20 protein-coding genes and 1 pseudogene are annotated in these 25,229 nt (G+C 63.9%); 8 read left to right on the top strand and 13 right to left on the bottom strand.

Annotated features, from left to right (window positions below; translation table 11 throughout):
- Positions 1 to 20 precede the first annotated feature (20 nt).
- Complete coding sequence (locus tag EH240_RS10850) at positions 21 to 1,409, bottom strand: TolC family protein (RefSeq protein WP_425374785.1); 1,389 nt, start codon at positions 1,407 to 1,409, stop codon at positions 21 to 23.
- Positions 1,410 to 1,990: 581 nt separating this feature from the next.
- Here EH240_RS10850 and EH240_RS10845 point away from each other — a divergent pair.
- Complete coding sequence (locus tag EH240_RS10845; protein ID WP_124997984.1) at positions 1,991 to 3,328, top strand: NAD(P)H-dependent oxidoreductase; 1,338 nt, start codon at positions 1,991 to 1,993, stop codon at positions 3,326 to 3,328.
- A 65-nt stretch (positions 3,329 to 3,393) separates the two neighbouring features.
- Positions 3,394 to 3,675, top strand: a complete 282-nt coding sequence (locus EH240_RS10840; RefSeq protein WP_124997982.1) for a type II toxin-antitoxin system VapB family antitoxin — start codon at positions 3,394 to 3,396, stop codon at positions 3,673 to 3,675.
- On the opposite strand, the gene proC is transcribed toward EH240_RS10840, so the two are convergent.
- Positions 3,644 to 4,465, bottom strand: coding sequence for a pyrroline-5-carboxylate reductase (gene proC, locus EH240_RS10835; RefSeq protein ID WP_124997980.1), 822 nt, complete (start codon positions 4,463 to 4,465; stop codon positions 3,644 to 3,646). The two genes, EH240_RS10840 and proC, sit on opposite strands and share 32 nt — an antisense overlap.
- Positions 4,466 to 4,685: 220 nt before the next feature.
- Positions 4,686 to 5,955: pseudogene (locus EH240_RS10825) on the bottom strand (lipopolysaccharide biosynthesis protein); the annotation flags it as partial.
- Between the two features lie 200 nt (positions 5,956 to 6,155).
- On the opposite strand from EH240_RS10825, the gene EH240_RS10820 reads away from it, so the two are divergent.
- The 4 genes from EH240_RS10820 to EH240_RS10805 all read left to right on the top strand — a co-directional run bounded on the left by EH240_RS10820 (position 6,156) and on the right by EH240_RS10805 (position 12,355).
- Positions 6,156 to 8,471 (top strand): GumC family protein, encoded by a 2,316-nt coding sequence (locus EH240_RS10820; protein ID WP_124997978.1) that lies wholly within the window; start codon positions 6,156 to 6,158, stop codon positions 8,469 to 8,471.
- Between the two features lie 219 nt (positions 8,472 to 8,690).
- On the top strand, positions 8,691 to 9,590 hold the full coding sequence (gene folD / locus EH240_RS10815; protein ID WP_124997976.1) for a bifunctional methylenetetrahydrofolate dehydrogenase/methenyltetrahydrofolate cyclohydrolase FolD: 900 nt from the start codon (positions 8,691 to 8,693) through the stop codon (positions 9,588 to 9,590).
- 52 nt (positions 9,591 to 9,642) lie between these two features.
- Positions 9,643 to 10,605, top strand: coding sequence for a GlxA family transcriptional regulator (locus EH240_RS10810; RefSeq protein ID WP_124997974.1), 963 nt, complete (start codon positions 9,643 to 9,645; stop codon positions 10,603 to 10,605).
- 94 nt (positions 10,606 to 10,699) lie between these two features.
- Positions 10,700 to 12,355 carry a vWA domain-containing protein gene (locus EH240_RS10805; protein WP_124997972.1) on the top strand — a complete coding sequence of 552 codons (1,656 nt, stop codon included), beginning with the start codon at positions 10,700 to 10,702 and terminating at the stop codon, positions 12,353 to 12,355.
- An 80-nt stretch (positions 12,356 to 12,435) separates the two neighbouring features.
- On the opposite strand, the gene edd is transcribed toward EH240_RS10805, so the two are convergent.
- From edd to zwf, 3 genes are all read right to left on the bottom strand, one after another.
- Positions 12,436 to 14,259: a phosphogluconate dehydratase gene (edd, locus tag EH240_RS10800; protein WP_124997970.1), complete on the bottom strand. Its 1,824-nt coding sequence runs from the start codon at positions 14,257 to 14,259 to the stop codon at positions 12,436 to 12,438.
- A 64-nt stretch (positions 14,260 to 14,323) separates the two neighbouring features.
- Positions 14,324 to 15,040, bottom strand: a complete 717-nt coding sequence (gene pgl / locus EH240_RS10795; protein ID WP_124997968.1) for a 6-phosphogluconolactonase — start codon at positions 15,038 to 15,040, stop codon at positions 14,324 to 14,326.
- Entirely contained in the window at positions 15,022 to 16,491 is a 1,470-nt protein-coding gene (gene zwf / locus EH240_RS10790) for a glucose-6-phosphate dehydrogenase (RefSeq protein ID WP_124997966.1), read from the bottom strand. The genes pgl and zwf overlap by 19 nt, the downstream gene beginning before the upstream one ends.
- A gap of 296 nt (positions 16,492 to 16,787) precedes the next feature.
- Here zwf and EH240_RS10785 point away from each other — a divergent pair, with 296 nt between their 5' ends.
- Positions 16,788 to 17,534, top strand: a complete 747-nt coding sequence (locus EH240_RS10785) for an SDR family oxidoreductase (RefSeq protein ID WP_124998150.1) — start codon at positions 16,788 to 16,790, stop codon at positions 17,532 to 17,534.
- 45 nt (positions 17,535 to 17,579) lie between these two features.
- Here the strand turns inward: EH240_RS10785 and EH240_RS10780 are convergent, their stop codons facing one another.
- From EH240_RS10780 to EH240_RS10760, 5 genes are all read right to left on the bottom strand, one after another.
- Positions 17,580 to 18,476: an SH3 domain-containing protein gene (locus tag EH240_RS10780; RefSeq protein ID WP_124997964.1), complete on the bottom strand. Its 897-nt coding sequence runs from the start codon at positions 18,474 to 18,476 to the stop codon at positions 17,580 to 17,582.
- A gap of 257 nt (positions 18,477 to 18,733) precedes the next feature.
- Positions 18,734 to 20,020, bottom strand: a complete 1,287-nt coding sequence (locus EH240_RS10775) for an NAD(P)/FAD-dependent oxidoreductase (RefSeq protein ID WP_124997962.1) — start codon at positions 20,018 to 20,020, stop codon at positions 18,734 to 18,736.
- 120 nt (positions 20,021 to 20,140) lie between these two features.
- The gene (locus tag EH240_RS10770) at positions 20,141 to 21,577 is read right to left on the bottom strand and encodes a glutamine synthetase family protein (RefSeq protein WP_167483990.1); all 1,437 of its coding nucleotides are present in this window, start codon (positions 21,575 to 21,577) and stop codon (positions 20,141 to 20,143) included.
- An 85-nt stretch (positions 21,578 to 21,662) separates the two neighbouring features.
- Positions 21,663 to 22,637, bottom strand: a complete 975-nt coding sequence (locus tag EH240_RS10765) for an ATP-grasp fold amidoligase family protein (protein ID WP_124997957.1) — start codon at positions 22,635 to 22,637, stop codon at positions 21,663 to 21,665.
- 17 nt (positions 22,638 to 22,654) lie between these two features.
- Entirely contained in the window at positions 22,655 to 23,470 is an 816-nt protein-coding gene (locus EH240_RS10760) for a class I SAM-dependent methyltransferase (RefSeq protein WP_124997955.1), read from the bottom strand.
- Between the two features lie 85 nt (positions 23,471 to 23,555).
- On the opposite strand from EH240_RS10760, the gene EH240_RS10755 reads away from it, so the two are divergent.
- Positions 23,556 to 24,263 (top strand): HAD family hydrolase, encoded by a 708-nt coding sequence (locus tag EH240_RS10755; protein ID WP_124997953.1) that lies wholly within the window; start codon positions 23,556 to 23,558, stop codon positions 24,261 to 24,263.
- A gap of 27 nt (positions 24,264 to 24,290) precedes the next feature.
- On the opposite strand, the gene EH240_RS10750 is transcribed toward EH240_RS10755, so the two are convergent.
- The gene (locus tag EH240_RS10750; protein ID WP_124997951.1) at positions 24,291 to 24,743 is read right to left on the bottom strand and encodes an ANTAR domain-containing protein; all 453 of its coding nucleotides are present in this window, start codon (positions 24,741 to 24,743) and stop codon (positions 24,291 to 24,293) included.
- 224 nt (positions 24,744 to 24,967) lie between these two features.
- Positions 24,968 to 25,210: an SMc00767 family acetate metabolism repressor gene (locus EH240_RS10745; protein ID WP_124997949.1), complete on the bottom strand. Its 243-nt coding sequence runs from the start codon at positions 25,208 to 25,210 to the stop codon at positions 24,968 to 24,970.
- Positions 25,211 to 25,229 lie beyond the last annotated feature (19 nt).

The raw sequence follows: 25,229 nt of genomic DNA, 5'->3' as shown, positions 1-25,229 counted from the left end.
GAGATCGATGCTTACATCGGCTACTTTTTCCTGACCGGCGCGAGGATGTCGAACGGCAGATCATTCTTCTGCTCCGACGGCGTGCGTGCATAGGTTTCGGTATCGGCGGTCGCCGGCACACCGAATTCCGTTCGCGCGTAGGCCGCGGCTTGCTTGGCCGGCTGGATGTTCAGCGTCTTCAGCAATTCCCCGGTCGCGGCCAGCAGCCGGTATTCGGCAAACAGCGACGCATAGGACGAGGTGTCGGCAAGCGTTGCGGTGTTGAAGCGCGTGTTCTGCGCGTCGAGCACGTCGAGCAGCGAACGCTGTCCGACCTTGAACTGCTCGCGGTAGGACGCAACCAGCTTTTCGCTGGTGGCCGCCTGCAGCCGCAGCGTTTGCGCCAGTTCCGCCTGGCGGAAGCGACGGTCCCACGATGTGCGGACGGCTTCCTCGATCTCGCGCAGCACCTGATGCAGCGCAAGGCGCTGCTCGCTGGTGCGACGGATCTGCTCCTGCTCGTTGGCCTTGTCGATGCCGCCGCGATAGAGGTTCCAGCGCAGCACGACCCGAGCCTGCAGGTCGCTGGTATCGCCGTCGTCGCCGTCGATGTCATATCCGCCCCGGGCGACACCCTCGGCGGTAATCGTGGGGCCGTATTTCGCCCGCGCCGCGTCGACCAGCGACGCTGCGGCGTCGATGTCGCTGTTGGCCATATGGACGCGCGGATTGTTCTGCCTGGCAAGGCCGATCGCGTCATCGAGCGAGCGCGGCAGCGCGCCGGCCACATCGGCTGGCCGCGACGGACTGGTCAGCGGCTTGCCGACATTCTTGAAGAAGCGGATCTTGGCCGCCTCCAGTTCTTCGGTGGCCTCCTGCATCCGCGCCTTGGCGGCATAGAGCCGCTCCTCGGCCTGCTGCCGATCGGCATCGTTGAGCGCGCCGCCCGCGATGCCTTGCTTGATGTCGCCGAGAATCGACTGATGGAAGGCGAGGTTCTTCTTCGCTTCGACGACGATCGAAGCCTGCAGCATATATTCGAGATAGTCCTGGACGACGGAAAGCCCGATGAATTCGGACCGTTCCAGCACCCTGAAGGAAGCTCCGTCGACACGAGAGGCCTGGCGGCTCATTTCGGCCCGCCTTGCCCCGCTGTCATAAAGCGTCTGCGTGACGGTGAGGTCGGCCTCGTTCGGATAGAGGGCGTCGTCCTTCTCGCCGAGCGCGCGCCGGGAAGAATTGTCCAGGCGGCGAACGCCGGTCGATCCTTCCAGGTCTATGCTGGGAAGATAAAGGCCCTTTGCCTGGCGCAGCTCGAATTCGATGGCTTCGCGGTTTTCGATCGCCTGCCCAATCTCAGGATTGGACTCGACGGCGACTGCAATAGCTTCCTTGAGTGTGAGTCCACTGGCGCTTCCGCAAGCCAGCATCGACACCGTGACGGCAAGCGCAACGCGCCAGCCGACGGTCACTTTACCCGTCCTGGTCATTTCTACCCCGTAACTATCCCCGCGCCTCTTTTGTTTTTGTCAGCGCTTATTTGCCCAAGCCTGCCACCAGAGCTTGCAGCGAGTATCTATCAGATTTCTCGGAGATGTGAGCACTTATTGATTTGGAGTGCTCTAAAAGCGAGGATTCCCGGTATTAGGCCCGCGGATGTAGCAAAAATGGCACAGAAACGACGCCTGGTTGGTCCTGGCTGGAGGGCCGTTTGAGTTGCAACCGGCCGCGATCACCATTTTCCTTAGCAAGTCTGCATAAAGGAATCGCCCGAGGCGCCGGTAGCCAACACCACTTTCGCGGTCAGATCGATTCTTGGCGTGAACTGCAGCATCCGCCAGTTCCCCGACACGGTCGCGCCGCGAACACCTGAAAGCTGCCGAACCGCTGCGCGAGATCTGCTCCAGTTCTGCGAGGCACGCGCCGGAAATTGCCGCACTTGGCTGGTTTTGTTGGCAAACGGGGATCGATCCCTGTATTGCGGGCTGAAGCAAAGCATGGACGTTCTTGTATGACAAATGTCGCCCTGACCGGGCTTGCCCGCGATCTCGCCCGGCGCGCCGCCGAGGGCCGTCCCGTGCGCATCGGCGTCATCGGCTCCGGCGAGATGGGCACAGATCTGGTCACACAGGGCATGCTGATGCCGGGCATTTCGGTTGCCGCCATCGCCACGCGCCGCCCGCACACGGCTCGCGATGCGGTCCGCATCGCTTATGGCGACGATGCAATGGCTGCCGAAGCCGAGACCGCCTCCAAGGTCAGCCGGGCGATCGAGGCCGGCAAGATCGCAATCACCTCGAACGAGATGCTGGTCACCAATCCGCTGATCGACGTCGTCATCGATGCGACGGGCAAGCCCGGCGTCGCCGCCGATTTCGACCTGATGGCCATGCAGCATGGCAAGCATCTGGTGATGATGAATGTCGAGGCCGACGTCACCATCGGCTGTTATCTCAAGCAGCAGGCCGATCGGCTCGGCGTCGTCTATTCGGTCGGCGCCGGCGACGAGCCGTCGAGCTGCATGGAACTGATCGAGTTCGCCTCGGCGCTCGGCTACACCATCGTTTCGGCCGGCAAGGGCAAGAACAACCCGCTCAATCACGATGCCGTTCCCGACGACTATCACGAGGAAGCGCTGCGCCGGAACATGAACCCGCGCATGCTGGTCGAGTTCGTCGACGGCTCCAAGACCATGGTCGAGATGTGCGCCATCGCCAACGCCACCGGCCTGGTGCCCGATGTTCCAGGCATGCATGGCCCGAAGGCCGATCGCGACCAGCTCGCCAAGGTGCTCATCCCGCGCGAGCATGGCGGCATCCTGTCGAAGAAGGGTGTCGTCGACTACACGGTGGGCAAGGGCGTGGCACCCGGCGTCTTCGTCATCGTCGAGGCGACGCATCCGCGCGTTATCGAGCGCATGGACGACCTCCATGTCGGCCAAGGCCCGTACTACAGCTTCTTCAGGCCATACCACTTGACGTCACTGGAGGTGCCGCTGACCGCGGCCCGGATCATGCTCTACGGCAGGCCCGACATGGTGCCGCTGCCGAAGCCGGTGGCCGAGGTCTGCGCGGTTGCCAAGCGCGATCTCGCGGCCGGCGAGATCTTCGACGCCATCGGCGAGACCTGCTATCGCTCCTGGACCATGACGGTCGCCGAGGCGCGCGCCAGCCGTACCGTGCCGGTCGGGCTGCTCGAGGGCGGCAAGGTGCTGAAGCCGGTCAGGAAGGGCGAACTGCTGACCGCCGACAACGCCTTGCCTGATCAGACGACCAGGCTGTACGCGTTGCGATGCCTGCAGGACGAAATGTTGTACGGCGCCTCACTCTTCGGGTCATCGAGACCCTAGCCATCTCGTTTCTGGCGAGCGAAAATGCACTTTGGCCTTGGCATGAGAAAATCGGGAACGGCGAGATGGACCTTCGGATCAGCAATCCGCGCGCACGCGAACTGGCGAGACAACTCGCGGAAAAGCGCAAGATTTCGATAGCCGAGGCGGTCATCGAAGCCCTTCAATCCGAATTGCAGCGGGAGAGCGAGAGCTTCCCTCTCGCTAAACGTCTCGCTGCAATCGCCGATGGCTTAGGGGCCAGGGCAGCCAAGAACGGCCGGGCCATGGGTAAGGACGAGATCGACGAAATGTGGGGCATCCGGCCGATTCCGTCTAATCTGGCTTCCCCAGCTCTATCGATCTGAGCCGCGCCGCTTCCACCGCATCGGTCAAAAGCTTGGTCAGCCGGTCTTCGCCCATCAGCACGGCAAGTGCTGCGGCTGTCGTGCCGTTGGGGCTGGTGACCTGCTGGCGCAGGACACCCGGCTCTTCTTCGCTTTCAGCGGCGAGCGAGGCCGCACCATAGACGGTCTGCATGGCGAGCAGCTTGGCGGTCTCGGCAGGCAGGCCGGCCTTCTCGGCAGCAGCTGTCAGCGCCTCGATGAAATGGAAGATATAGGCCGGGCCGGAACCGGAGACGGCAGTCACCGCGTCCATAAGGCTCTCGTCCTCGATCGTCGTCACGACACCGCTCGCCGAGAGCAGCTCGGCGACGAAACGCCTGACGTCGTCGGAGACGAGCGGGTTGGAAAACACCACCATCATGCCCTTGCCGATCGCAGCCGGCGTGTTCGGCATGCAGCGGACAATCGGCGCGAGATCGCCGAGAACGTCTTCGAAGGTGGAGACCGGCGTGCCGGCGGCGATGCTGACGAAGGTGGTCCTGCCGTCGCCGAAGCGCTTATAGCTTGCCGTCACATCGCGGATGACCTGCGGCTTTACGGCGAGGACGACGAGATCGGGCACGGCATCGGCCGGAATGGCGGAAGCGTCGGCGGCGGCGCCGCAGCCCAGCGCTTCGGCGCGCTTGCGCAGCTCGGCATTGGGCTCGACCACGAACACCGCCGATGGCTCGAGCTTGCCGGATTTCAGCCAGCCAGAAAGCATGGCGTAACCCATATTGCCGCAACCGGCGAGAACGAGCCTGATGGTCATCAAAACCTCCGCAAAGACGGCTTTCCTTAAACGGTTGCGCGGTTAGGGAAAAGTCTAGTCTGCGGGAGATCGATCAGCCAGATCAGGCGGGACGGCGAACCGCGAGGGGCCGCAGTACACTTGCCGCAGGCCAAGCAGGCTGAGCACGAAGAGCAGCCAGACGGGGTCGGCGCGGCGGAAGAAGAAGCTTTCGAGAAATCCGTTCAGCGCCGCGAACAGCAATCGCCGAGTAGGTCAGCAGCATCGAAGCGAGATTGAGCAGCAGGAAGTCTATGTTGAGCGACAGCACCAGATCGGGTGTGTCGGGGATCGTGGCCAGCACATAGGTGAGCAGCACTGCCTTCAAGCCAGCGAGCAACCCGAATTGACCGCCCGCACCGCGGTCTGGCCGCGGGCGAACAGATGCTCGGCCTGGTATTCGACCAGATTGCGCAGGCCCGGCACGCAGACCGCCAGCGCTACCAGGGCGCGGCCTCTGCGACATTCTTGCCGAGCGCATTGGGGAAGAAATGCAGCACGATGCCGAGCGACAAGAGCGCCAGCGTCGAGACAAGGAACACGCCGCCTTCGATGCCGCTCTTGATGGCCAGCCGAGACAGGAGTTCGGGTGCCCGCATCATGCGCTGCACCAGCATCATCGAGAAGGTGCGGATCGGGATTGCGTTGAGGTCAACCAGCCGCATGATGATGGCATAAATGCCGGCGAGGTGCGGTCCGCCGATCGACAGCACCAGGAGCTTGTCGAACTCCGTCTGCAGATAGAACAGCACCTCCGACCCCGCCACATAGACGGAATCGGCGAGCCGTCAGAAATAGAGCTCGGTTCGTAGACGCAGCCGCTGGCGCGGGTAGAAAAAGGCGAAGGCGACGATCGGCGAAACGGCATTGGCGCCGATATAGAACCACGACCAGACACCGATGGTGTGTTGCGCGGCCAGTATGAACAGCACTGCGCCGATTGCCCGGAGCGCCGTCGCCAGGATTGCGAGCACGGCGGCGCGCCCAAACTTGCCAAGGCCGTTGTTGACGATCAGCACCACCTCGACCGGCCGCCACAGGAGCGCTTCGGCGAAGACGACCGCGCCAAAGACCGACAGCGGCACCGTGCCGGCGAAGAAGATGAGGTAGATCCCGTAAGAAGCGGCGGCGAGGACCGGCAGCGAGATCACGCCGAGCAGCAGGAAGCCGGCGGTGAAGGTGCCGATCAGGTTCGGGCGGATCGTCGCCGTGCGGTAGAGCGCCGAGATGAAGCCGAAGGCAAGCACGCGCGACAGCATCACGCCCGCCGCCGAGGCCGTGGCGAACATGCCGTATTCGGCGATGGAAAGCGTGTTGGCCAACGCCACGAAATAGGCAAGCGAGAACACCAGCCGCCCGCCGGCGCCGCTGATTGCCGAGAAATAGTCGAAAACCAGCTTCCGGCGCGCGGCCGTGAAATGGCCGATCCGCGCGAGCGTCCGCCTTTGCGGTATGTCGCTGGTCTGGGTCATGTCTTCTGTCAACTTAAGACGGAAAGTTTAACGCGCTGTTCTGGCGGCGGCGCCGGTGCCCGGACGGGATACTGCAATCAGGGCGAGAAACTCTGCTTTTCGAAGCCCAAAATTAACGTTTTATTTTCCATGCCTGTTTAGCGTGATTTAACGATTGGCCGACCGCCGCTCCCAAGCCGTCAAAGAGTAAGTTCTAGGACATGGTCGACAGGGAAAACCGTGACGATTGGAGGCGCGAGCGCTCTTTGCTTGAGCTTGGCCGGGCCGTTCGCGGCGAGGACAGCCCGGACGCATCGCTGGTTTCCATCGGCGACAAGGCCAACCCGTCATGGCGCGAGGACGCCGCGGCGCGCCACCGCGCCGCGCGCTTCGAGCGCGAAGGGCGGTTGAGCCCGCAACCCGCGAACATGGACGAATCCGACCGACCTGAGGTCGCCCCGCTTTCACAAACCGTCCCGGCCGAGCATTACCGGGCCGAGCGCGAAGTCTATCCGCAAATCGAAGAGAGCCGTCCCCCGGACCACTCTTCGCCGGCCGCGTTCGAACCGCGCTATGCCGAACCTCGTCACGCAAGCCGGCCGCCGGCCGGCAACGATCCGGACGCACAGGAATGGAAGCCGCTGATCGACCCGATGCAGGTCATGCGCGGCATCACCCGCTCCAAGGCGCTGATTCTTTCGACAACGATCCTGGGCGCCGCGCTCGTCATCGCCATCGCGCTGTCGACGCCGAAGAAATTTGAGGCCACCACCGAGGTCATCATCGACCCGCGCGACCTCAAGCTTACCGATCGCGACCTGACGCAGAACGTGATTGCCTCGGATGCGACGCTCGCCATAGTCGAGAACCAGGCCCGCATCCTGACCTCGGGCACGGTGCTCAACAAGGTCGTCACGGACCTCAACCTCACCAATGATCCCGAATTCAACGGCCAGGGGCAGGGCGGCTTCGGCCTGATGTCGATGCTCCGCTCGATCCTGTCGCGGCAGGATGCGCAAGGCGGCCCTGCCGACGAGGCGCGCCGGCGTGGGCTGGCGGTCGGCAATCTGGCGGAGGCCCTCGACGTCGAGCGCGGCGGCAAGACCTTCGTTGTTTCGGTTTCCGCCACCACCCAAAATCCCGACAAGTCCGCCTTGATCGCTAACACCATGATCAAGGCCTTCCAGAAGATATCCAGCGAAATCCAATCGAACACCGCGGGCCGCGCCACCGACGAGCTCACGGCAAGGCTCGACGAATTGCGCAAGGGCGTCGAGACGGCCGAGCGCAAGGTGGAGGATTTCAGGGCCACGCATGACCTCGTCGATGCGCAGGGTCATCTGATCAGCGACGACCAGATGCTGAAGCTCAATGAGCAGCTTTCCGTCGCCCGCGCCCGCACGCTGGATCTCAACGCCCGCGCCGCCTCGGCACGCGCGCTGAACGTCAACGCGGTTCTCAACGGCACCTTGCCGGAAGAGATCAACTCCAACACGATGGGCGAGCTGCGCTCGCAATACGCGGCGCTGAAACAGGAAGCGGATCGGGCCGCGATCAAGTTCGGGCCGCGCCATCCGGAGCTGCAGGCGCTCAACGCCCAGCTTTCCGGCGCGCGCGAGCGCATCGGCGCCGAATTGCAGCGCATCGCGTCCTCGCTGCAGGTCGACCTGAAGCGATCCGTGCAGCTCGAGCAGGACCTTGCGTCGCGTCTGGCGCAGGCCAAGGTGCAGAGCGGCGACGTCAACAACGATCTGGTCTCGCTGCGCGAGCTCGAGCGCGAGGCTGCCGCCAAGCGCTCGGTCTACGAGCAGTTCCTGCTGCGCGCCAAGGAGACCGGCGAGCAGAAGGACATCAACACCGCCAACGTCAGCTTGATTTCGGAGGCCTACCCGCCGCTCGAAGCCAAAGGGCCGTCGCGCGCCGTGACGGCGCTGGCCGGCCTGCTTGCCGGCTTTTTCGCCGGCATCGGCCTTGGCGCGCTGCGCGGCGCCTATGCCAGCCTGCGCGAGACGGCGGACACCCGCTCGCACCGCAGGCCCGAAGAGCGTGCACCAGCCTTCGAGGACAGGGCATATCGCGCGCCGCCGAGCCCTCCGCCACCCGCATCCGCGCCGGTTGCAGCGTTCACACCATCGCCTGCCCCCGCCAATGATGCCGGCCGGCCAGGGTTCTTCGGATCACTGGCTTCGTCGTTGCGCAACTTCATGCTGCGCAGGTCGGACGAGCCGATCGATGCCGGCTCGGACCGGTCTGCAAGCGCCAGGAACGCGCCGGTATTGGAGCGTGACTTCGAGACGCAGCCCGCACAAGGTCAGTCCTATTCCTATCGGCTGGACTACCCGCAGCCTCCCGGATCATCCGAGGATGCGTACGCCCCGCCGTCGACCTCTTCCCGCTCGGAACCGCCGGTCGCCGAAGCAGGCCAGTCCTCAGTCGACCAGCAGGGCCAGATCGACGAGATCAGGGCCAGCCTGCGCGAATTCCGCGAGGCGGTGCGCGACCTGACCGAAAGCCGCTCGCGCCGCCGCTATTTCTAAAACGCCCCCTCTTCGATAAAAGCAGCCTTCGATAAAAGCAGCCGGTTTCGGGTTTACGGCATCCGACGACGTTTTGACGGGATTGCCCTGTCGAATTTTCGTGAAAATGCCGCGCTGCATTCGACCGCGCGCGCTCGGCGCCTGGCGGGTCGCGATGCTGGATCGAGGAAATGGGGACCGTGCCTGAGCGCGGCCGCCGAACAGTGTTGAAGGTGATTGATGGCCGAAGTGATCGACGGAAAAAGTGTCGCCGAAGACGTGGTTCAAAAGGTCAAGGCGCTGACCGCCGAGCTGTCGGCCAAGGGCGCGACCCGGCCAGGCCTTGCCGTGGTGATCGTCGGCGAGGATCCGGCAAGCCAGGTCTATGTCGCCTCGAAATCGCGCACGGCCAAGGAATGCGGCTTCCACTCGCTGCAGCACACGCTGCCGGCCGAGACGACTGAAGAAGAATTGCTGAAGATCATCGGCGACCTTAATGCCGATCCGACCGTTCACGGCATCCTGGTGCAGCTGCCGCTTCCGGGTCATGTCAATGCCGGCAAGGTCATCCAGACGATCGCGCCGGAGAAGGACGTCGACGGCTTTCACTTCATCAATGTCGGCAAGCTCGGCACCGGCGAGATGGAGACTGCCTTCGTGCCTTGCACGCCGGCGGGCTCGATGCTGCTGATCGAGCGCGTGCGCGGCAAGGACCTGTCCGGCCTCAACGCCGTCGTCGTCGGCCGCTCCAACATCGTCGGCAAGCCGATGGCCAATCTGCTGCTCGCCGCCAACTGCACGGTCACCATCGCCCATAGCCGCACGAAAGACCTGCCGGCGCTGGCCCGCAGCGCCGATATCCTGGTCGCCGCTGTCGGCCGCCCGGAAATGGTCAAGGGCGATTGGGTCAAGCCCGGCGCGACCGTGATCGATGTCGGCATCAACCGCATCCCCGCCCCGGAGAAGGGCGAAGGCAAGTCGCGGCTGGTCGGCGACGTCGCCTATGCCGAGGCGGCCAAGCTCGCGGGCGCCATCACGCCGGTCCCCGGCGGCGTCGGACCGATGACCATTGCCATGCTGATGGCCAACACTGTAGCTTCCGCCTACCTCGCGGCCGGATTGCAGCGGCCGTCCTTCTGATCAGAAAGCAGCATCCTTGCCGAATCTTACCGCTCCTGTTGAACGGCCGGTCATGGGCGATCCCGTTCAGGGCGGTCGGCAGTTCGGCTTCCTGCTGGTCGACAAATTCTCGATGTTCTCGCTGGCCGCCGCGATCGACTGCTTCCGCTCGGCCAACCGTCTGCTTGGCCGCGACTTTTACGGCTGGACGACGATATCGGCGGATGGCGATGCGGTCATGGCCTCGAACGGCCTGCCGCTCAAGATCGACTATTCCGTCGCCGACATGCCGCCTGTCGACATCCTGTTCGTCTCGGTCGGGCTGACCACCGAATTCCCGGGCAAGAGCAAGGTGCTGGCGGCGCTGCGCAGCTGGGGCCGGCGCGGCAACGCGCTCGGCGCTTTATCGGTCGGCTCCTACCTGCTTGCGGAAGCCGGACAGCTCGACGGCTACCGCTGCACCATCCATTGGGAAAACCGCGCCGGCTTCATGGAGCGCTTCCCTGATATCACCTGCACCGGCAATGTCTTCGAGATCGACCGCAAGCGCTACACCTGCGCCGGCGGCACCACCTCGATCGACCTGATGCTGGAGATTGTGCGCGGCGACTTCGGCTCCAACCTCGCTAATGGCGTCGCCAACCAGTTCCAGCACGAGCGCATCCGCTCGGCCGGCGACCGCCAGCGCGTCGGCCCTGAGCGCGATCTCACGGGCAAGTCCGAGAAGCTCAGACGCATCGTCGAACTGATGGCCGACCATCTCGATGAGCCGCTGTCGGCGGTGCAGCTTGCCAAGTCGGCGGGCCTGTCGGTGCGCCAGGTCGAACGGCTGTTCCTGCGCCACCTCAACGTGACGCCAGGCCGCTACTATATGCGGCTGAGGCTCGAACGGGCGCGCGAATTGCTGCGCCAGACCAACATGCCGATCCTCGACGTGGCCATCGCCACGGGCTTCACCTCGCACTCCTATTTCGCGCAAAGCTACCGGCTGCAATTCGGCCGCCCGCCCTCGGAAGAGCGTCGCACCACCTATTGAGCGGTCCTCGATGTGGCCGCCGCCGGGCTTGTATCCAAAGGCCGCCTCAAATAGCTTTCCCGGCGCGGACAGGGGGCACACTCAGGAGATTTTCATGGCGGGACTGGCACGGAGCGTCGCTGCGGCGATCCTCCTTTTGTCGATGACCACGTTTGGCTTTGCCGCCAACAAGGTCATCATCATTCTCGATGCATCGGGCTCCATGTGGGCCCAGATCGACGGCAAGCCGAAGCTCGAGATCGCGCGCGAATCGCTGCGCACCGTGCTGCAGTCGGTGCCGGCCGACGACGAGATCGGCTTCATGGCCTATGGCCATCGTACCAAGGGCAGTTGCGAGGATATCGAGCTGATCGTGCCGCCGCAGCCGGGTTCGGCAAGCGCGATCTCCACCGCCGCCGACAGCATGAAATTCCTCGGCAAGACGCCGCTTACCGCTGCCGTCAAGCAGGCGGCCGAGGCGCTGAAGTACACCGAGGACAAAGCCACCGTCGTCCTCATCACCGATGGGCTCGAGACCTGCGGCGGCGATCCTTGCGCGCTTGGCAAGGAGCTGAAGGAAACCGGCGTCGACTTCACCGCCGACGTGGTCGGCTTCGGCCTGACCGCCGACGAAGGCAAGCAGATCGCCTGCCTCGCCGAGAACACCGGCGGCAAATACATCCAGGCCTCTGACGAGAAGGCGCTGCAGCAAGCGCTGGTCGAGACCGTGGCGGCGCCGACCCCCGCGCCTGAGCCCGCTCCGGCCCCTGCGCCGGCGCCCGAACCCGCCAAGCCGGAATTCAATTTCATGCCGAGCGTGGTCGTGGCCGAGGGCGGCGATCCGATCACCGATGGCAATGCCTGGGAGATTTATAAAGCCGCGGCCGACGGGACGCGCGGCGATCAGGTCATGACCGAGTATGGCGAGCTCAAGACCAATCTCGAGTCGGGCGACTATGTCGTCGTCGCGCGCGACGACGAGGCAAGGAGCGAGCAGAAGATCAAAATAGAGGCTGGTCAGGTCTCCAAGCCGCTGTTCACGCTGAACGCCGGCACCTTGGTCATCCATCCGCATGCGAGCCAGGGCTCGGAGATCAGCGGCGAGGCGCGCGTCGACTTCGCCTATCCCGGCGGCAGCACCACCCATTATGGCGAAGCCAAAGCCACTGTGCCCGCCGGCCAGCAGAAGGTGACGGTGCAGATCGGCGCCGGCACGGTGACCGAGACCATCCAGCTTGCCGCCGGGCAGACCGTCGAGAAGGACGTCGTCGTCGGCGTCGGCCATGCTGTGCTCAACGCCTACTACACCGCGGGCGGCGACAAAGCCGACAATTCCGGCATCGGCTTCGAGATCGTCAAGGCCAAGAAGAAGATAGACGGCTCGCGCGAGAGCGTCGAGCACTCCTACGGTCCGGATAGCAAGTTCTGGCTGCCGCCGGACGACTATGTGGCGCTCACCACGCTCGATCTCGCTCTCGTCGAGCATCCCTTCAGCATCAAGGCCGGCGACAGCCAGGAGGTGAAGGTGCCGCTCGATGCCGGCGTGCTGGCAATGTCGGCGCCCGGTGCCTATTCGATCGAGGTGTTCTCATCGAAAAAGGACATCGAGGGCAAGAGTAAGTCGCTCGGCCTGAGCTATGGCGACAGCTGGCAACAGACGGTCCCCGCCGGCGACTACGTCGTCGTGCGCCACGCCTCCGACCAGGGCCAGGACAAGGAAATGCCTGTGACGATCAAGGCAGGCGAGAGGACCGAAGTCACCGTGCAATAGGCATCGCAGCGCGCGAACGAACGAAAAAGGGCGGCTCCGGGCCGCCCTTTTTCTCTTTTTCTTGCCCATTGGGGAAGAAGTCAGGCGATTCCGAACGCGGCGGCACCGTGGTCGGCGCGCCCGACCAGTTGCCGGAAGCCGGCAAACAGCTCGCGGCCGAAGCCGAACTCGTTGCCGATGAGATCGGCATCAGCCGTGCGGCGCAGCGCTAATTCCGTGCCCGGCACCAGCACCTCCAGCGTGCCGGCGTCGGCGTCGAGGCGGATGATGTCGCCGTCATGGATCCTGGCGAGCGGTCCGTCCTCGACCGCTTCCGGCGTCACATGGATCGCCGCCGGCACCTTGCCGGAGGCGCCGGACATGCGCCCGTCGGTCACCAGGGCGACGCGCTGGCCGCGGTCCTGCAGGATGCCGAGCACCGTGGTCAGCTTGTGCAGCTCCGGCATGCCGTTGGCCTTCGGCCCCTGGAAGCGGATGACGGCGACGAAGTCGCCGGTGAGCGTGCCGGCCTTGAAGGCGTCGTTCAGCCCCTGCTGGCTGTCGAACACCTTGGCTGGGGCCTCGATGATGCGCCGCTCGGGCTTGACGGCCGAGGTCTTGATGACGGCATGGCCGAGATTGCCGGCAAGCACCTTCAGGCCGCCGGTCGGCTGGAACGCCTTCTTGAACGGCGCCAGCACCTTCTCGTCGCCGCTTTCCAGTGGTGCCGCTTCACGCACGACGCTGCCGTCGGCGCCGAGCCTGGCCTCGACCGCATAGGGCCGCAGGCCTTCGCCCCACACCGTCTGCACGTCCTCATGCAGGATGCCTTCGTCGAGCAGCTCGCGGATCAGGAAGCCAAGCCCGCCGGCTGCGTGGAAATGGTTCACGTCGGCGAGCCCGTTCGGGTAAACGCGCGCCAGCAGCGGCACGGCTTCCGACAGGTCGGAAATATCCTGCCAGGTGAGCGCGATGCCTGCTGCCGCGGCCATCGCGATCAGATGGATGGTGTGGTTGGTCGAGCCGCCGGTGGCGTGCAGGCCGACCACGCCGTTGACGATCGAGCGCTCGTCGATCATGCGCCCGACCGGCGTGTAGGCGTTGCCGAGCGCGGTGATCGCCAGCGCGCGCTTGGCCGCTTCCCTGGTCAGCGCCTCGCGCAATGGCGTGCCGGGGTTGACGAAGGAGGCGCCGGGCGTGTGCAAGCCCATGATCTCCATCAGCATCTGGTTGGAATTGGCGGTGCCGTAGAAGGTGCAGGTGCCCGGGCCGTGATAGGATTTGGACTCGGCCTCCAATAGTTCGGCCCGCCCCACCTTGCCCTCGGCATAGAGTTGGCGAATCTTGGCCTTCTCGTCGTTCGGGATGCCCGTGGTCATCGGTCCTGCCGGGATGAAGACCGCCGGCAGGTGTCCGAAGGTGAGCGCGGCGATCACCAGCCCCGGCACGATCTTGTCGCAGACGCCGAGGAAGACGGCTGCGTCGAACATGTTGTGCGAGAGGCCGATCGCGGCCGCCATGGCGATCACGTCGCGCGAGAACAGCGACAGCTCCATGCCGGGCTGGCCTTGCGTGACGCCGTCGCACATCGCCGGCACCCCGCCGGCGACTTGCGCGATGCCGCCGGCCTCGCGCGCCGCTTCCTTGATCAGCGCCGGAAACGTCTCGAAGGGCTGATGCGCCGACAGCATGTCGTTGTAGGAGGTGATGATGCCGAGGTTCGGCACACGGTCGCCGCCGAGCGCGACCTTCTCCGACGGGCTACAGACGGCAAAGCCGTGCGCGAGATTGCCGCAGGACAGCACCGCGCGGTTGGCGGTGCGGCCGGATGCCTCCGCGATGCGGCCGAGATAGGCTTCGCGGCCGGCTTTCGAGCGCTGGCGGATGCGTTCCGTGATGGCTTCGATGTCGCGTCTGGCTGTCATGGTCGGTCCTTTCGAGCCCCGGAAAATGTCCTCCCACAGCCTCCGGGGCTGTTCCTTGGTGAAATCAGGGTGCCCAGAACACCTCTACCGGTATCGGTGCTGCCTCGAGCACTCTGCGGATGGGCTTCTTGACGCCCGCTCCCATCGCGCCGTCGAAGGCGATGCGCTTGTCGTCTCCTTCGATGTGGAGCGCGATGCACCCGGCGGCAATAATCCGCGCCATCGACAGCGTCAGCCGCGGCTCGCCGCCGCTCGGCGCATGCACCGGCAGCACGATCCGCTGAGAGGACGGGTCGAGCAAAACGGCAAGATTGTCGGCATCGGGAAAAAAGGAGGCCGTGTGGCCGTCGGCGCCCATGCCGAGCACCACCACATCCAGCGGCCAGGCCAATGACTGCAGAGCCTCGCTGTCCGAAGCGGCTGCGCTCTCGATGCTGGCCGCCTCATGGTAAAGCGGCACGAAGCGCGCTGCCGCGGCCTTGTTCTGGAGCAGGTTGGCCGCCACCAGCCCGGCATTCGAGCGCGGCGAGGTGGGTGGCACGAAACGCTCGTCGACCAGCGTTACCGAGACCTTGTCCCAGGCGATTGGGATCAAGGAGAGCGCGGCGAAGAATCTTGCCGGCGTCGTCCCGCCGGATACCGCGAGCAGCGCCGTGCCGCGCTCGGCGATCGCTTTGGTCAACCGGGCGGCGACGTGGCCGGCAAGTGCGGCCGCCAGCTGCTGGCGGTCGGCAAAGCCGTTCCAGGCGTAAGCGGCGTCGCTCAGTTGCTCTCGTGCCATGTCCGTCCGTCACGTTCGATGAGCGCGATGGAGGCCGAAGGCCCCCAGGTGCCGGCCGTGTAGCCCTGCGCTTCCTGCCTGGCGCTTTCCCAGGCGTTCTGGATCGGATCGATCCACTTCCAGGCCGCTTCGACCTCGTCGCGGCGCATGAACAGCGTCTGGTTGCCGCGCACCACATCCATGATCAGCCGCTCATAGGCGTCCGGCGCGCGGCTGTTGAAGGACTGTGCGAAGCTCATGTCGAGCGAGATCTGGCGCAGCCGCATGCCGCCCGGCCCTGGATCCTTGATCATGATGTATTGCTTGACGCCTTCGTCGGGCTGCAGCCGGATGACCAGTTGGTTGGCGAAGATCGGCCCGGCGCTATCGCCGAAGATCGAATAGGGGATCGGCTTGAACTCGATGACTATTTCAGAGACGCGCGTTGCCAGCCGCTTGCCGGTCCGAAGATAGAAGGGAACGCCGGCCCAACGCCAGTTGCCGATCTCGGCCTTGACGGCGACGAAGGTTTCCGTGTCGCTGCTCTTGCCCAACTCCTCGACATAGCCTTTGACGGCTCCGCCGGCGGAAGCACCAGCGCGATACTGGCCGCGCACCGTGTGCTTGGGCGCCTCGTTGCCGTTGATGCGCTTCAATGCCCTCAGCACCTTCAGCTTCTCGTCGCGCACGGCGTCCGCGTCCATCGAAGACGGCGTTTCCATGGCAACCAGGCAAAGCAGCTGCAGGATGTGGTTCTGCACCATGTCGCGCAGCGCGCCTGCCTTGTCATAGTAGGTGACGCGGTCCTCTAGACCCACGGTCTCGGCCACAGTGATCTGCACATGATCGATTTGGGCGGAGTTCCACAACGGCTCGTAGAGCGCATTGGCAAAGCGCAGCGCCATCAGGTTCTGCACCGTTTCCTTGCCGAGATAGTGATCGATGCGGAAGATCTGGCTTTCGTGGAAATCATCGCCCACCGCGTCGTTGAGCGCCTGCGCCGAGGTGAGATCCCGCCCGATCGGCTTCTCCAGCACGATGCGCGAGTTCGGCGTGATCAGCTTGTGCTCTTTGAGCTGGTGCGAGATGTCGCCGAACAGCGCCGGTGCCACTGCGAGGTAGAAGGCGCGGATGCGGTCGCTGTCGCCGACCGCCTTCTTGAGCTTGTCGAAACCCGCGCCGCTGGTCGCATCGGCCGAAACGTAGGAAAGGCGAGCAAGAAACGTGTCCAGCTCCTTGGCGTCGATATCGGCCGGCTTCACATGCCGCGATATCGCCTGCTTGGCGAAGGTCTGGAACTCGGTGTCGGTCATCTTCGCGCGTGACGTGCCGATGATGCGCGTCGGCTCGGAGAACTGGTGGTCGCACTGGCGATAGTAGAGGGAGGGCAGAAGCTTGCGTTCCGACAGGTCGCCGGTGCCGCCGAAGATGATGAAGTCGAATGGGTCGACGGGGATGATCTGGCTGGTCATGGTCAGTCCGGTTTGGTGCCGCTCGCCGGTAGCGGGGCTGATATATTCTAATCGATTTAAATCGTCCAGTGCCATGGTGTCACATCAAAGGACCCAATCGCTGGGAATTGATTGGGTCCTTTGATGTGCCCTTGACACTGGCGCCACCCGGAGGCTTGTCGGCAAGCGATGGCTTCCGGCAGCGTTCGCATCTGCAACATAGAACGTGAATGTGACGAAAGCTAAGGGAAATGGCGGCCGGTGCGGCGGCTGTTCACCTCAAAAAGTCCGGGATGGTCGCAATGAGTGGGAAAACAATGCGTCTTCAAAACAAGGTCGCCATCATCACCGGCGCGGCGTCGGGCTTCGGCGAGGGCATTGCGAAGCGCTTCGCTGAAGAGGGCGCGCGCGTCGTCGTCGCCGACCTCAACGCCAAGGGCGCCGAGCGCGTGGCGGAGCAAATCGGCGGCAGCGCGATCTGGACCCAGACCGACGTCTCGCTGCGCTCCGAATTTGACGAGATGGTCTATGCCGCCAAGAGCGCCTTCGGCCGCGTCGACATCATGGTCAACAATGCCGGTTTCACCCACCGCAACGGCGACATGCTCGGCGTCGACGAGGAAACATTCGACCTGATCACCGCCGTCAACATGAAGGCGATCTATCATGCCGCACTTGCGGTCGTGCCGATCATGGACCGGCAGGGCGGCGGCGTCATCCTGACCACGGCCTCGACGGCCGGCATCAGGCCGCGGCCGGGCCTGACCTGGTACAATGCCTCCAAGGGATGGGCGATCACCGCCACCAAGTCGATGGCGGTCGAGCTCGCGCCAAAAAACATCCGCGTCAATTGCCTCTGCCCGGTCGCGGGCGAAACCGGCATGCTGGAGAAGTTCATGGGCGCCGACACGCCGGAGATCCGCGAGAAGTTCCGCGCCTCGATCCCGCTCGGCCGCCTCTCGACGCCGCTCGACATCGCCAATGCGGCGCTCTGGCTCGCATCGGACGAAGCCGCCTTCATCACCGGCGTGGCGCTAGAGGTCGACGGCGGGCGCTGCATCTGAATTGACGGGCGCGGCGGCTGCGGGGCGCCAACAAAATCGCCTGTATCAGGCGCCGGTCTTGACGTAGCTCTTGTAGACCCAGCCGTGCTTGCCGTTATAGACGATCTCGCACCATTTCTTACAGCTCATCACCTGCACGGATGACTTGGCGGGCAAGGTGATGATGGCAGCGGCGCCCTTCTTCGGGCCGGTGCGCATGGTCACTGCCCTCAGGATGCGTCCATTGGCGCCGGCGCTGACCTTCTGAGGCTTCGGCTTGTCCTGGGCCGCGTCCCCCGTTGCCGCCGGCTGGTCCTCGGGAACCTGCGGCTTCGCGTCCGGTATGGCGGCGGTCTGGGCGCCATCCATCTTGTCGTCCGGCTTTTTCGCATTTGCCGATTGGCCGGCTGCCGGCGGGGGAGCCGCGACCTCGGACAAGGCGGCCGAAGCATCGTTCCCCGACACGGATTCGGCGAAGGCGGCAGCGGCTGGCTTGTCGTTCTGCGTCGGCGGCTTCTCCGCAGCCTGAGTGGATGACGCCTCTGCCGCGGCAGGCGCAGGCTCATCACCCGTGCCGTTCCAACGCGGGTTGTTGGACGCCAGCGCCGGGATGGCGGCTTCGCGGGTGGCGGTGACGGGCGAAACCGCGTCGGCCTTGCGCGCGGCCAGCGGCGCGGCGGCGACACTGACAGCGCTCGCCGCTGCCTGGGCGATTTTCTTCGTCTTGACTGGGATCGCGGGCACGGTCTGCTCCGATTTCGCGATCGCCTGCCGCTCGTTGGCCGGCAGGGCCAGCCAAAGCGCCACCGCCGCCACGCCAAGCAGCGCCGCGGTACCGACGGCCGCGATCACCAGATGCGCGTTCGACCGCAAGCCCTGCCAGAACGAGGGCCGCATGTCATAGCCGAACTGCACTGCAAAGCGCCGTCGTTCCGGCGCACCGAAACTGAAGGGCTCGTACACTCTCACCACCTCCAATAGGTGGGCCGACGTTCTTTCGATCGGTGCCGGAAGTCCGGCGGTGATCGGCATCGGTCCCAAAACATTAGGCGGGCAGGCCCGCAGAAGTCCCCGTTGACAGCCCAGAACCGGCATCTTTTGCCGCTGATTATGGCATCACTGCGCCTTTTTTCGAAATTCTGCGCGTTCGTTAAGGATTCTGCAACGTGACGTAGGGGAACCGGACTTGTCGTATCAACAGCTTCTGCAGAGGTCCGGTTTCAGATCCTGTCACGCAGCGCGAACCAGTTGAGCGCCAGAAAGAGCAGCGGCGTGCGAAGGCGCCGGCCACCGGGGAAGGGCGGAATCTTCAGGTCCTCGATCAGCTTCAGCCGGTCGCGGTTGCCGGCGACCGTCTCGGCATAAAGCTTGCCGAAGAAGTTGGACAGCATGACGCCATGGCCGGAATAGCCGCCTATCGAAATCACCTTCGGCATCACCTCGCGCACGAACGGTTTCCTCGGCACGGTAATGCCGACATAGCCGCCCCAGCCATGCGTGATCTCGACATCCTTGAGGTCCGGATAGAGCTCGGCGATCTGCCGGCGGATGTGGATATGGATGTCCTTCGGATCGTTGACGGCGTAGATCTCGCGGCCGCCGAACAAAAGCCGGCCGTCCTTCGACTTGCGGAAGTAGCGCACGACGAAGCGGGAATCGTCCACCGCCTCGCCGCCAGGCAAAACTTTCGAATCAGGGCCCAGCGGCACGGTAGCGCCGATAAAGGAGCCGATCGGCATGATATGCGCCGCGCTCACCGGCTCCAGATTCCCACCATAGGCATTGACGGCGATGAGACATTTCTCGGCCGATATCGTGCCTTTGGGGGTAGTGACCCTGACCTTGCCGCCGCCGCAAGTGATGCCGGTCGAGGGCGTCCGCTCGAACAGATGCGCGCCGGCCGCGGCAGCCACTTTTGCCGTGCCGATCACCAGCTTCAACGGGTGGATATGCCCGGTGCCGGTGTCGCGCGTGCCGACGAAATAGCGCGTCGAGCCTATCCGTTCGGCGGTCTCGTTGGCATCCATGAACGAGATGTGCGGATAGCCGAAGCGGCTCGCCATGATCTCGGCATGGGCCTTGTAGTCGTCGACATACCGCCTTTTATGCGCCACCGACAGCTGGCCCGGCATGTAGTCGATCTCGATCCGGTTGGCGGCCGCGAAATCGAGAAGATGCGTCTTGGCCTCCTCCGCCAGATCGAACAGCGCCTTGGCGCGAGAGATACCATATTCGGCCTCCAGTTCTTCGGCCCAGGCGCGCTGGCCTGTGCCGAGCTGGCCGCCATTGCGCCCGGATGCGCCGTCGCCAAAACGGTGCGCGTCGATCAGCACGACATTCGTGCCGGCCTTGGCGAGATGCGCCGCCGCCGAAAGGCCGGTGAAGCCACCGCCTATAATGACGACATCGCATTGGCGATCGCCGTCGAGTGCCGGGTACTCAGGCCGAGGGCCGACCGTATCCTCATACCAGGAACGGCCGGGGGAGATGGGGGATTGGTAGGGCATAGGAACGCCAGTGAATGGTGAATAGTGAATGGCTTTGCGAAAGCGCGCTAGCTGCGTTCACCCGTCCAGTATGAAACTACTCCCATTCACCATTCACCATTCACGCGACGAAGTCGCCACTCACACATTCAACAACAAATACTCCCGCTCCCACGGGCTGATCACTTCCATGAAGGTCTCGAACTCGGCCCGTTTGATCGCGGCATAAGTGGCGGCGAAGGACTTGCCGAGGATAGCGCACAGTTCCTTGTCCGCCTCGAACAGGTCGACGGCCTCGAGCAGGCTGCGCGGCAGGTCGATCTCGTCTTCGTTGGCGCTCGTCAGCACCGGCGGCTCCGCCTTGATCTTGTTGTTCATGCCGATCAGCCCGCAGGCAAGTGAGGCGGCGAGCGCCAGATACGGGTTGGCGTCGGAAGACGGGATGCGGTTTTCGACACGCCGCGCCGCCGGATCGGATCGCGGCACGCGGAAGGCCGTCGTGCGGTTGTCATAGCCCCATTTGTTGTTGACCGGCGCCGAGGCCGCCTGGGTCAGCCGGCGGTAGGAATTGACATAGGGCGCCAGCATCACCAGGGCGTTCGGCACATGTTTCTGCATGCCGCCGATGAAATGGAAGAAGTTTTCGGTCTCCGAGCCGTCCTCGGCGGAAAAGATGTTCCTGCCGGTCCTCTTGTTGATGACCGACTGGTGGATATGCATGGCCGAGCCGGGCTGGCCCTGGATGGGCTTGGCCATGAAGGTCGCATAGATTTCGTGCTTCAGCGCCGCTTCGCGGATCGTGCGCTTGAACATGAAGACCTGGTCGGCGAGCTCGATCGGATCGCCGTGGCGCAGGTTGATCTCGAGCTGGCCGGCGCCCTCTTCGTGGATCAGCGTGTCGATCTCCAGGCCCTGCCGCTCCGAGAAATGGTAGATGTCGTCGATCAGCTCGTCGAACTCATTGACGCCGGCGATCGAATAGCCGGCGCCGCCGCCGATCGGCCGCCCCGAGCGTCCGACGGGCGGCGTCAGCGGATAGTCCGGATCGGGGTTCTTGCGCACCAGATAGAATTCGATCTCGGGCGCCACCACGGGCCTCAAGCCGCGGTCGTCATAGGCGGCCAGCACGCGCTTCAGCACATTGCGCGGCGTGAATTCCACCGAGCGGCCGTCCTGGTGGACGAGGTCGCAGATCACCGCGGCCGTCGGGTCTTCTTCCCAGGGCACGACGGTCAGCGTCGAGAGATCGGGCAAAAGCTTCAGGTCGCCGTCGTCCTCCGGATAGTGGAAGCCGTTGCCGTCTTCCGGGTAGCCGCCGGAGATCGTCGTCATGAACACTGCCGAAGGCAGCGCCAGCGATGTGTTGGACGTGAATTTCTTCGACGGCATCATCTTGCCGCGGGCGACGCCGGCCTGGTCCGGCGTGATGCATTCGATGTCCTCGATGCCGCGCCACTCCAGCCAGGCGCTGGCTTCCTTCCAGTTCTTCACACCGCGCTCGTTCTTCAAGAAGGCAGGCTTTCGTGCTCGTCCCCCCCGGCTGGACGGACGGACTTCCTTTTTTTCAGGCGGCATCATTCACCAGATTGTGTTGCGGATTTCGAAGTATAGCCGGGCGCTGCAGGGGAAGGGAAGGGGAGGCCATCTGGCTTCCCCTTTGTGGTCAAGCGGGAACCGTTTCGGCCGCTCGGCCTTCGCCATGCTCACCGGTCGCATCGAGCCAGCGCAAGAGCGCCGCGGCATAGATCTTGCGCCATCCTGTTTGCGGCGTCGTCAAGAACCACGATTGGCGCAGGTCCCAGCTGTCGCCGCACAGATCCCTCAGCCTGGTGTTGATGATGCCTTTGCCGGACAGCGGATAGACCGAAAACTCGGAGAAAAGGATCTCGCCGTTGATTTCATAGAAATCGCAACGCATGTGATCGAAGGGCGCCGTCAGTCTCTCCGCAATCTCTCGCATACGCGCAAATGATTGCGGCAGTTCGATCCGCGCCCATTGCTCCCCGCTGCCGGGCGGCGGCGGCGCATAGTCGCCATCGCGGTCGAAATGACATTTCAGCTCGTTGCCCTGCCCATCACGCCTCGCGGCGTAGACATAGGCCGTCGTGCCGTTCGACACGTGGAATTTGTACTCCAGCGGAACCGGCACGCCGTCCTGGATAAGCATCTCCTCGACGAAGATCATCTTCCGCGCGCCTTTGTAGCCCCATTCGCCGAACTTCCTGCCGTAGCGGCGGCGCATCCAGCGCGAGGTTCGTCTGCGCAATTTCGCCATGTCCACCGCGCCATCGCGGATCATCATATTCCACCGGCATCCGTGATTGGCTTTGACCACGACATTTCCGGACAGCAATGCGGCGGGAATTTGCGTGGCGTCACGCCCGGACCACAGCACTCTTGCGGTTTTCAGTTCCGGGCAGGCCGACAGAGCGTTTTCTTTCGAGGCAAGCTTGTCGCAAGCGGGGCCGAAGGCCGGATTGTGATCGAAAATCTTCCGCCACAGGAACTTGTCGGCGTAGGATGCCGGTCTTGCCGGGTTCGGCAGGAACTTGGCGTGGCTGTAGGTGCGGGCGCTGATCACCGGATGCCGGACCAGGCACCAGGCTCTCGCCAACGCAAGAATGGCCTGGTCGCGCATCCTCAGGGCGGCTACGGTCAGCTTGCTCTCTCCCGCCCGGCGACGTCTCGAAACCGGACAAACACGTCGCGGGTCATGTTTCGCGATACTTTTGTGCAGCCAACGACTTCGAGGCGCGGATCGAGCGTGTCTTCCGCACGCTCCGCCCAAAGCCGCCCCAGCGAATAGGGTTCCCACAGAACCACCTGGACGTCGCGAGGCGCGGTGTCGGCGATGCGCGAAACCACCGCCGCCTTGGGCGAAACCATGCTGGCGACATAAACCACCTGCGCATCGCGATAATCATAGTCGCGTCCGTTGCAAAGCTCGGCATGCATGCGCGAGTAACCGAGCTTGGCTGCCAGCGTGTTCGCCGTCTTGACCGCATCAGGCACGACGTCGAGGCCGATGATTTCGGTAACATTCGTCTGATCGTGAATGCGGAACATGGTGAAGGGCCGGCCGCCGCAGCCGACCATCACGGCGCGCCGGCACCGGCCGAAGTCGGCATGCTCGAACACTTCGTCCAGACGCTTGTAGGCGTCCTTCGACGACATGACGCCGATGCTCGTTCTGTCATCGGCGACCTGATCAAACGAAGTTGGCTCTTTCAGTTCCCGATCCAGCATTTGCCTGATTTCGGCGACATCTTGCGCGTGCACCATTTCGACGAACGCTTGCGTGAGCGTGGCGCGGTGGGCAAACAACTCGGGATGCGTGTCGAGCAGCGCCTCGCCGGCGTCGTGCCCCATGGCGACGCCGATGTCGCGAATGCTGTTTATGAGTTCCGTTGGCGAGCGATCCCGCGAGTTGTCCAGGATGCGCTCGAGATCGTCTTTCCATGATTTCAGCATGCACCCCCGCGCTTTGCCGTCCTTTAGTGCTAGCAGCACAGCGGGAACGCGTCTACATCATCTGTCCACGAGGAAGGACGACGATATGGCGCGTCTGACGACGATCGGCTTCGATGCCGACGACACGCTGTGGCAGAACGAGCAGTTCTTCCGCACGACCGAGAAGCGCTTCGCCGCCTTGCTGGCCGAACACGGAGATCATGAGCATATCGCGGCAAGGCTGCTCGAGGCGGAAAGGCGCAACCTCGCCCTCTACGGCTTCGGCATCAAAGGCTTTACCCTGTCGATGATCGAGACGGCGGTCGCGATCACAAACGGTGAGGTGCCAGGTTCGGTCATCGGCGAAATCCTGGCTGCCGGCCGCGAGATGCTCAGCCACCCGATCGAGCCGCTGCCGCATGCGCGTGAGACGGTCGAAAAGCTCGCGGGTTCCTACCATCTGGTGCTGATCACCAAGGGCGACCTCTTCGACCAGGAGCGCAAGCTGGCGCAGTCGGGAATGGGCGATCTCTTCGATGCCGTCGAGATCGTCAGCGACAAGAGCGCCGCCACCTATGCCCGCATCTTCAGACGCCATGGCGACGGTCCGCAGAACAGCATGATGGTCGGCAACTCGCTCAAGTCGGATGTGGTGCCGGCCATCGAGGCCGGCGGCTGGGGCATCCATGTGCCGCACGAATTGACCTGGGCTGTCGAACATGCCGAGGTGCCTGTTGAGGCGCCGCGTTTCCGGCAGATTGCCGACCTTGGCGAGCTGCCGACCCTGGTCGAGGCGATCGCAAAAACTGGCTGATCGCTGTTTTGGTGTAGCTGCTTTGGTTCAGCCGCGGCCGACCAGGCGTTCGATCACCGGTTGCAGCTTTTCAGGCGTGATCGGCTTGGCGACCACGGCGTCCACCACGCTTGACAGGTCGAGGCTGCCCGGCGTGCCATTCCTGGTTGAGAGCAGGATCACGGAAGGCCGCGCCTTGCCGGAAGCGCGCCGTAGCGCGTCGATGCCGGACAACAGCCTGTCGCAATCCTTGTCGTCCGCTCCGCCGTCCAGGATCACCACGCCGGGGATCAGGCTGGCCAAGGCTTTCTCGCCCGTCTCGGGTGACTCCGAAATCGGCTTCAGCCCGGACTTTTCCACGATCTTCGACACCACGACCCGGTTGATCGACGATTTGCCGACCACAAGCACCCTGGAGAAGTCCGTCGACAGCCGCGCTGCTGCGCCACGCTCCGCCGGTTTTATTGGTTTTCGAGGGTCGTCACGATCGGCGGGGCACATGCTGGGCGGGCGCTCTGGTTCAATGCAGGGTTGAAACCTGAGAGCGCAATTGGCGCGAGATCGCCAGCGGTGTCAAGCAGAAATAGTGGAAAATGAGAATATAGCAAGAATTTCTAAAAACGGCGCAAGTTCTCCCTGTTACCACAGGCGGCATCCGAAAAAATCGAAAGTCTCCCGAACGTATAGCGCACGGGAGACACTCGCGGGAGATTGTTGACGTTACGTCAACTTTGGTTCTGGTGGGTGACGATCACTGGGATCAAAAGATCACCCCAGTTGCCGTCTCCGCCATGGTGCCTGGCGGAGCGCACCAGTTCCACGGACACACCTGCCTCGACCGCCTTCATCACAGACTGGTTGAGCCTGTGCAGGTCGTTGGCAAGCATGCGGATCGTCGCCTGCTGATCGACGCTCATCGCGCTGGACTGTTCTTCGGCCCGTTCCTTGACGCGGCTTATCGATGCCATTGCTCTTCTCCCTGATGTA

This window comes from Mesorhizobium tamadayense, from assembly GCF_003863365.1.
Taxonomy (GTDB): Bacteria; Pseudomonadota; Alphaproteobacteria; order Rhizobiales; family Rhizobiaceae; genus Mesorhizobium; species Mesorhizobium tamadayense.
This window is presented reverse-complemented; position numbering and strand designations above follow the sequence as displayed.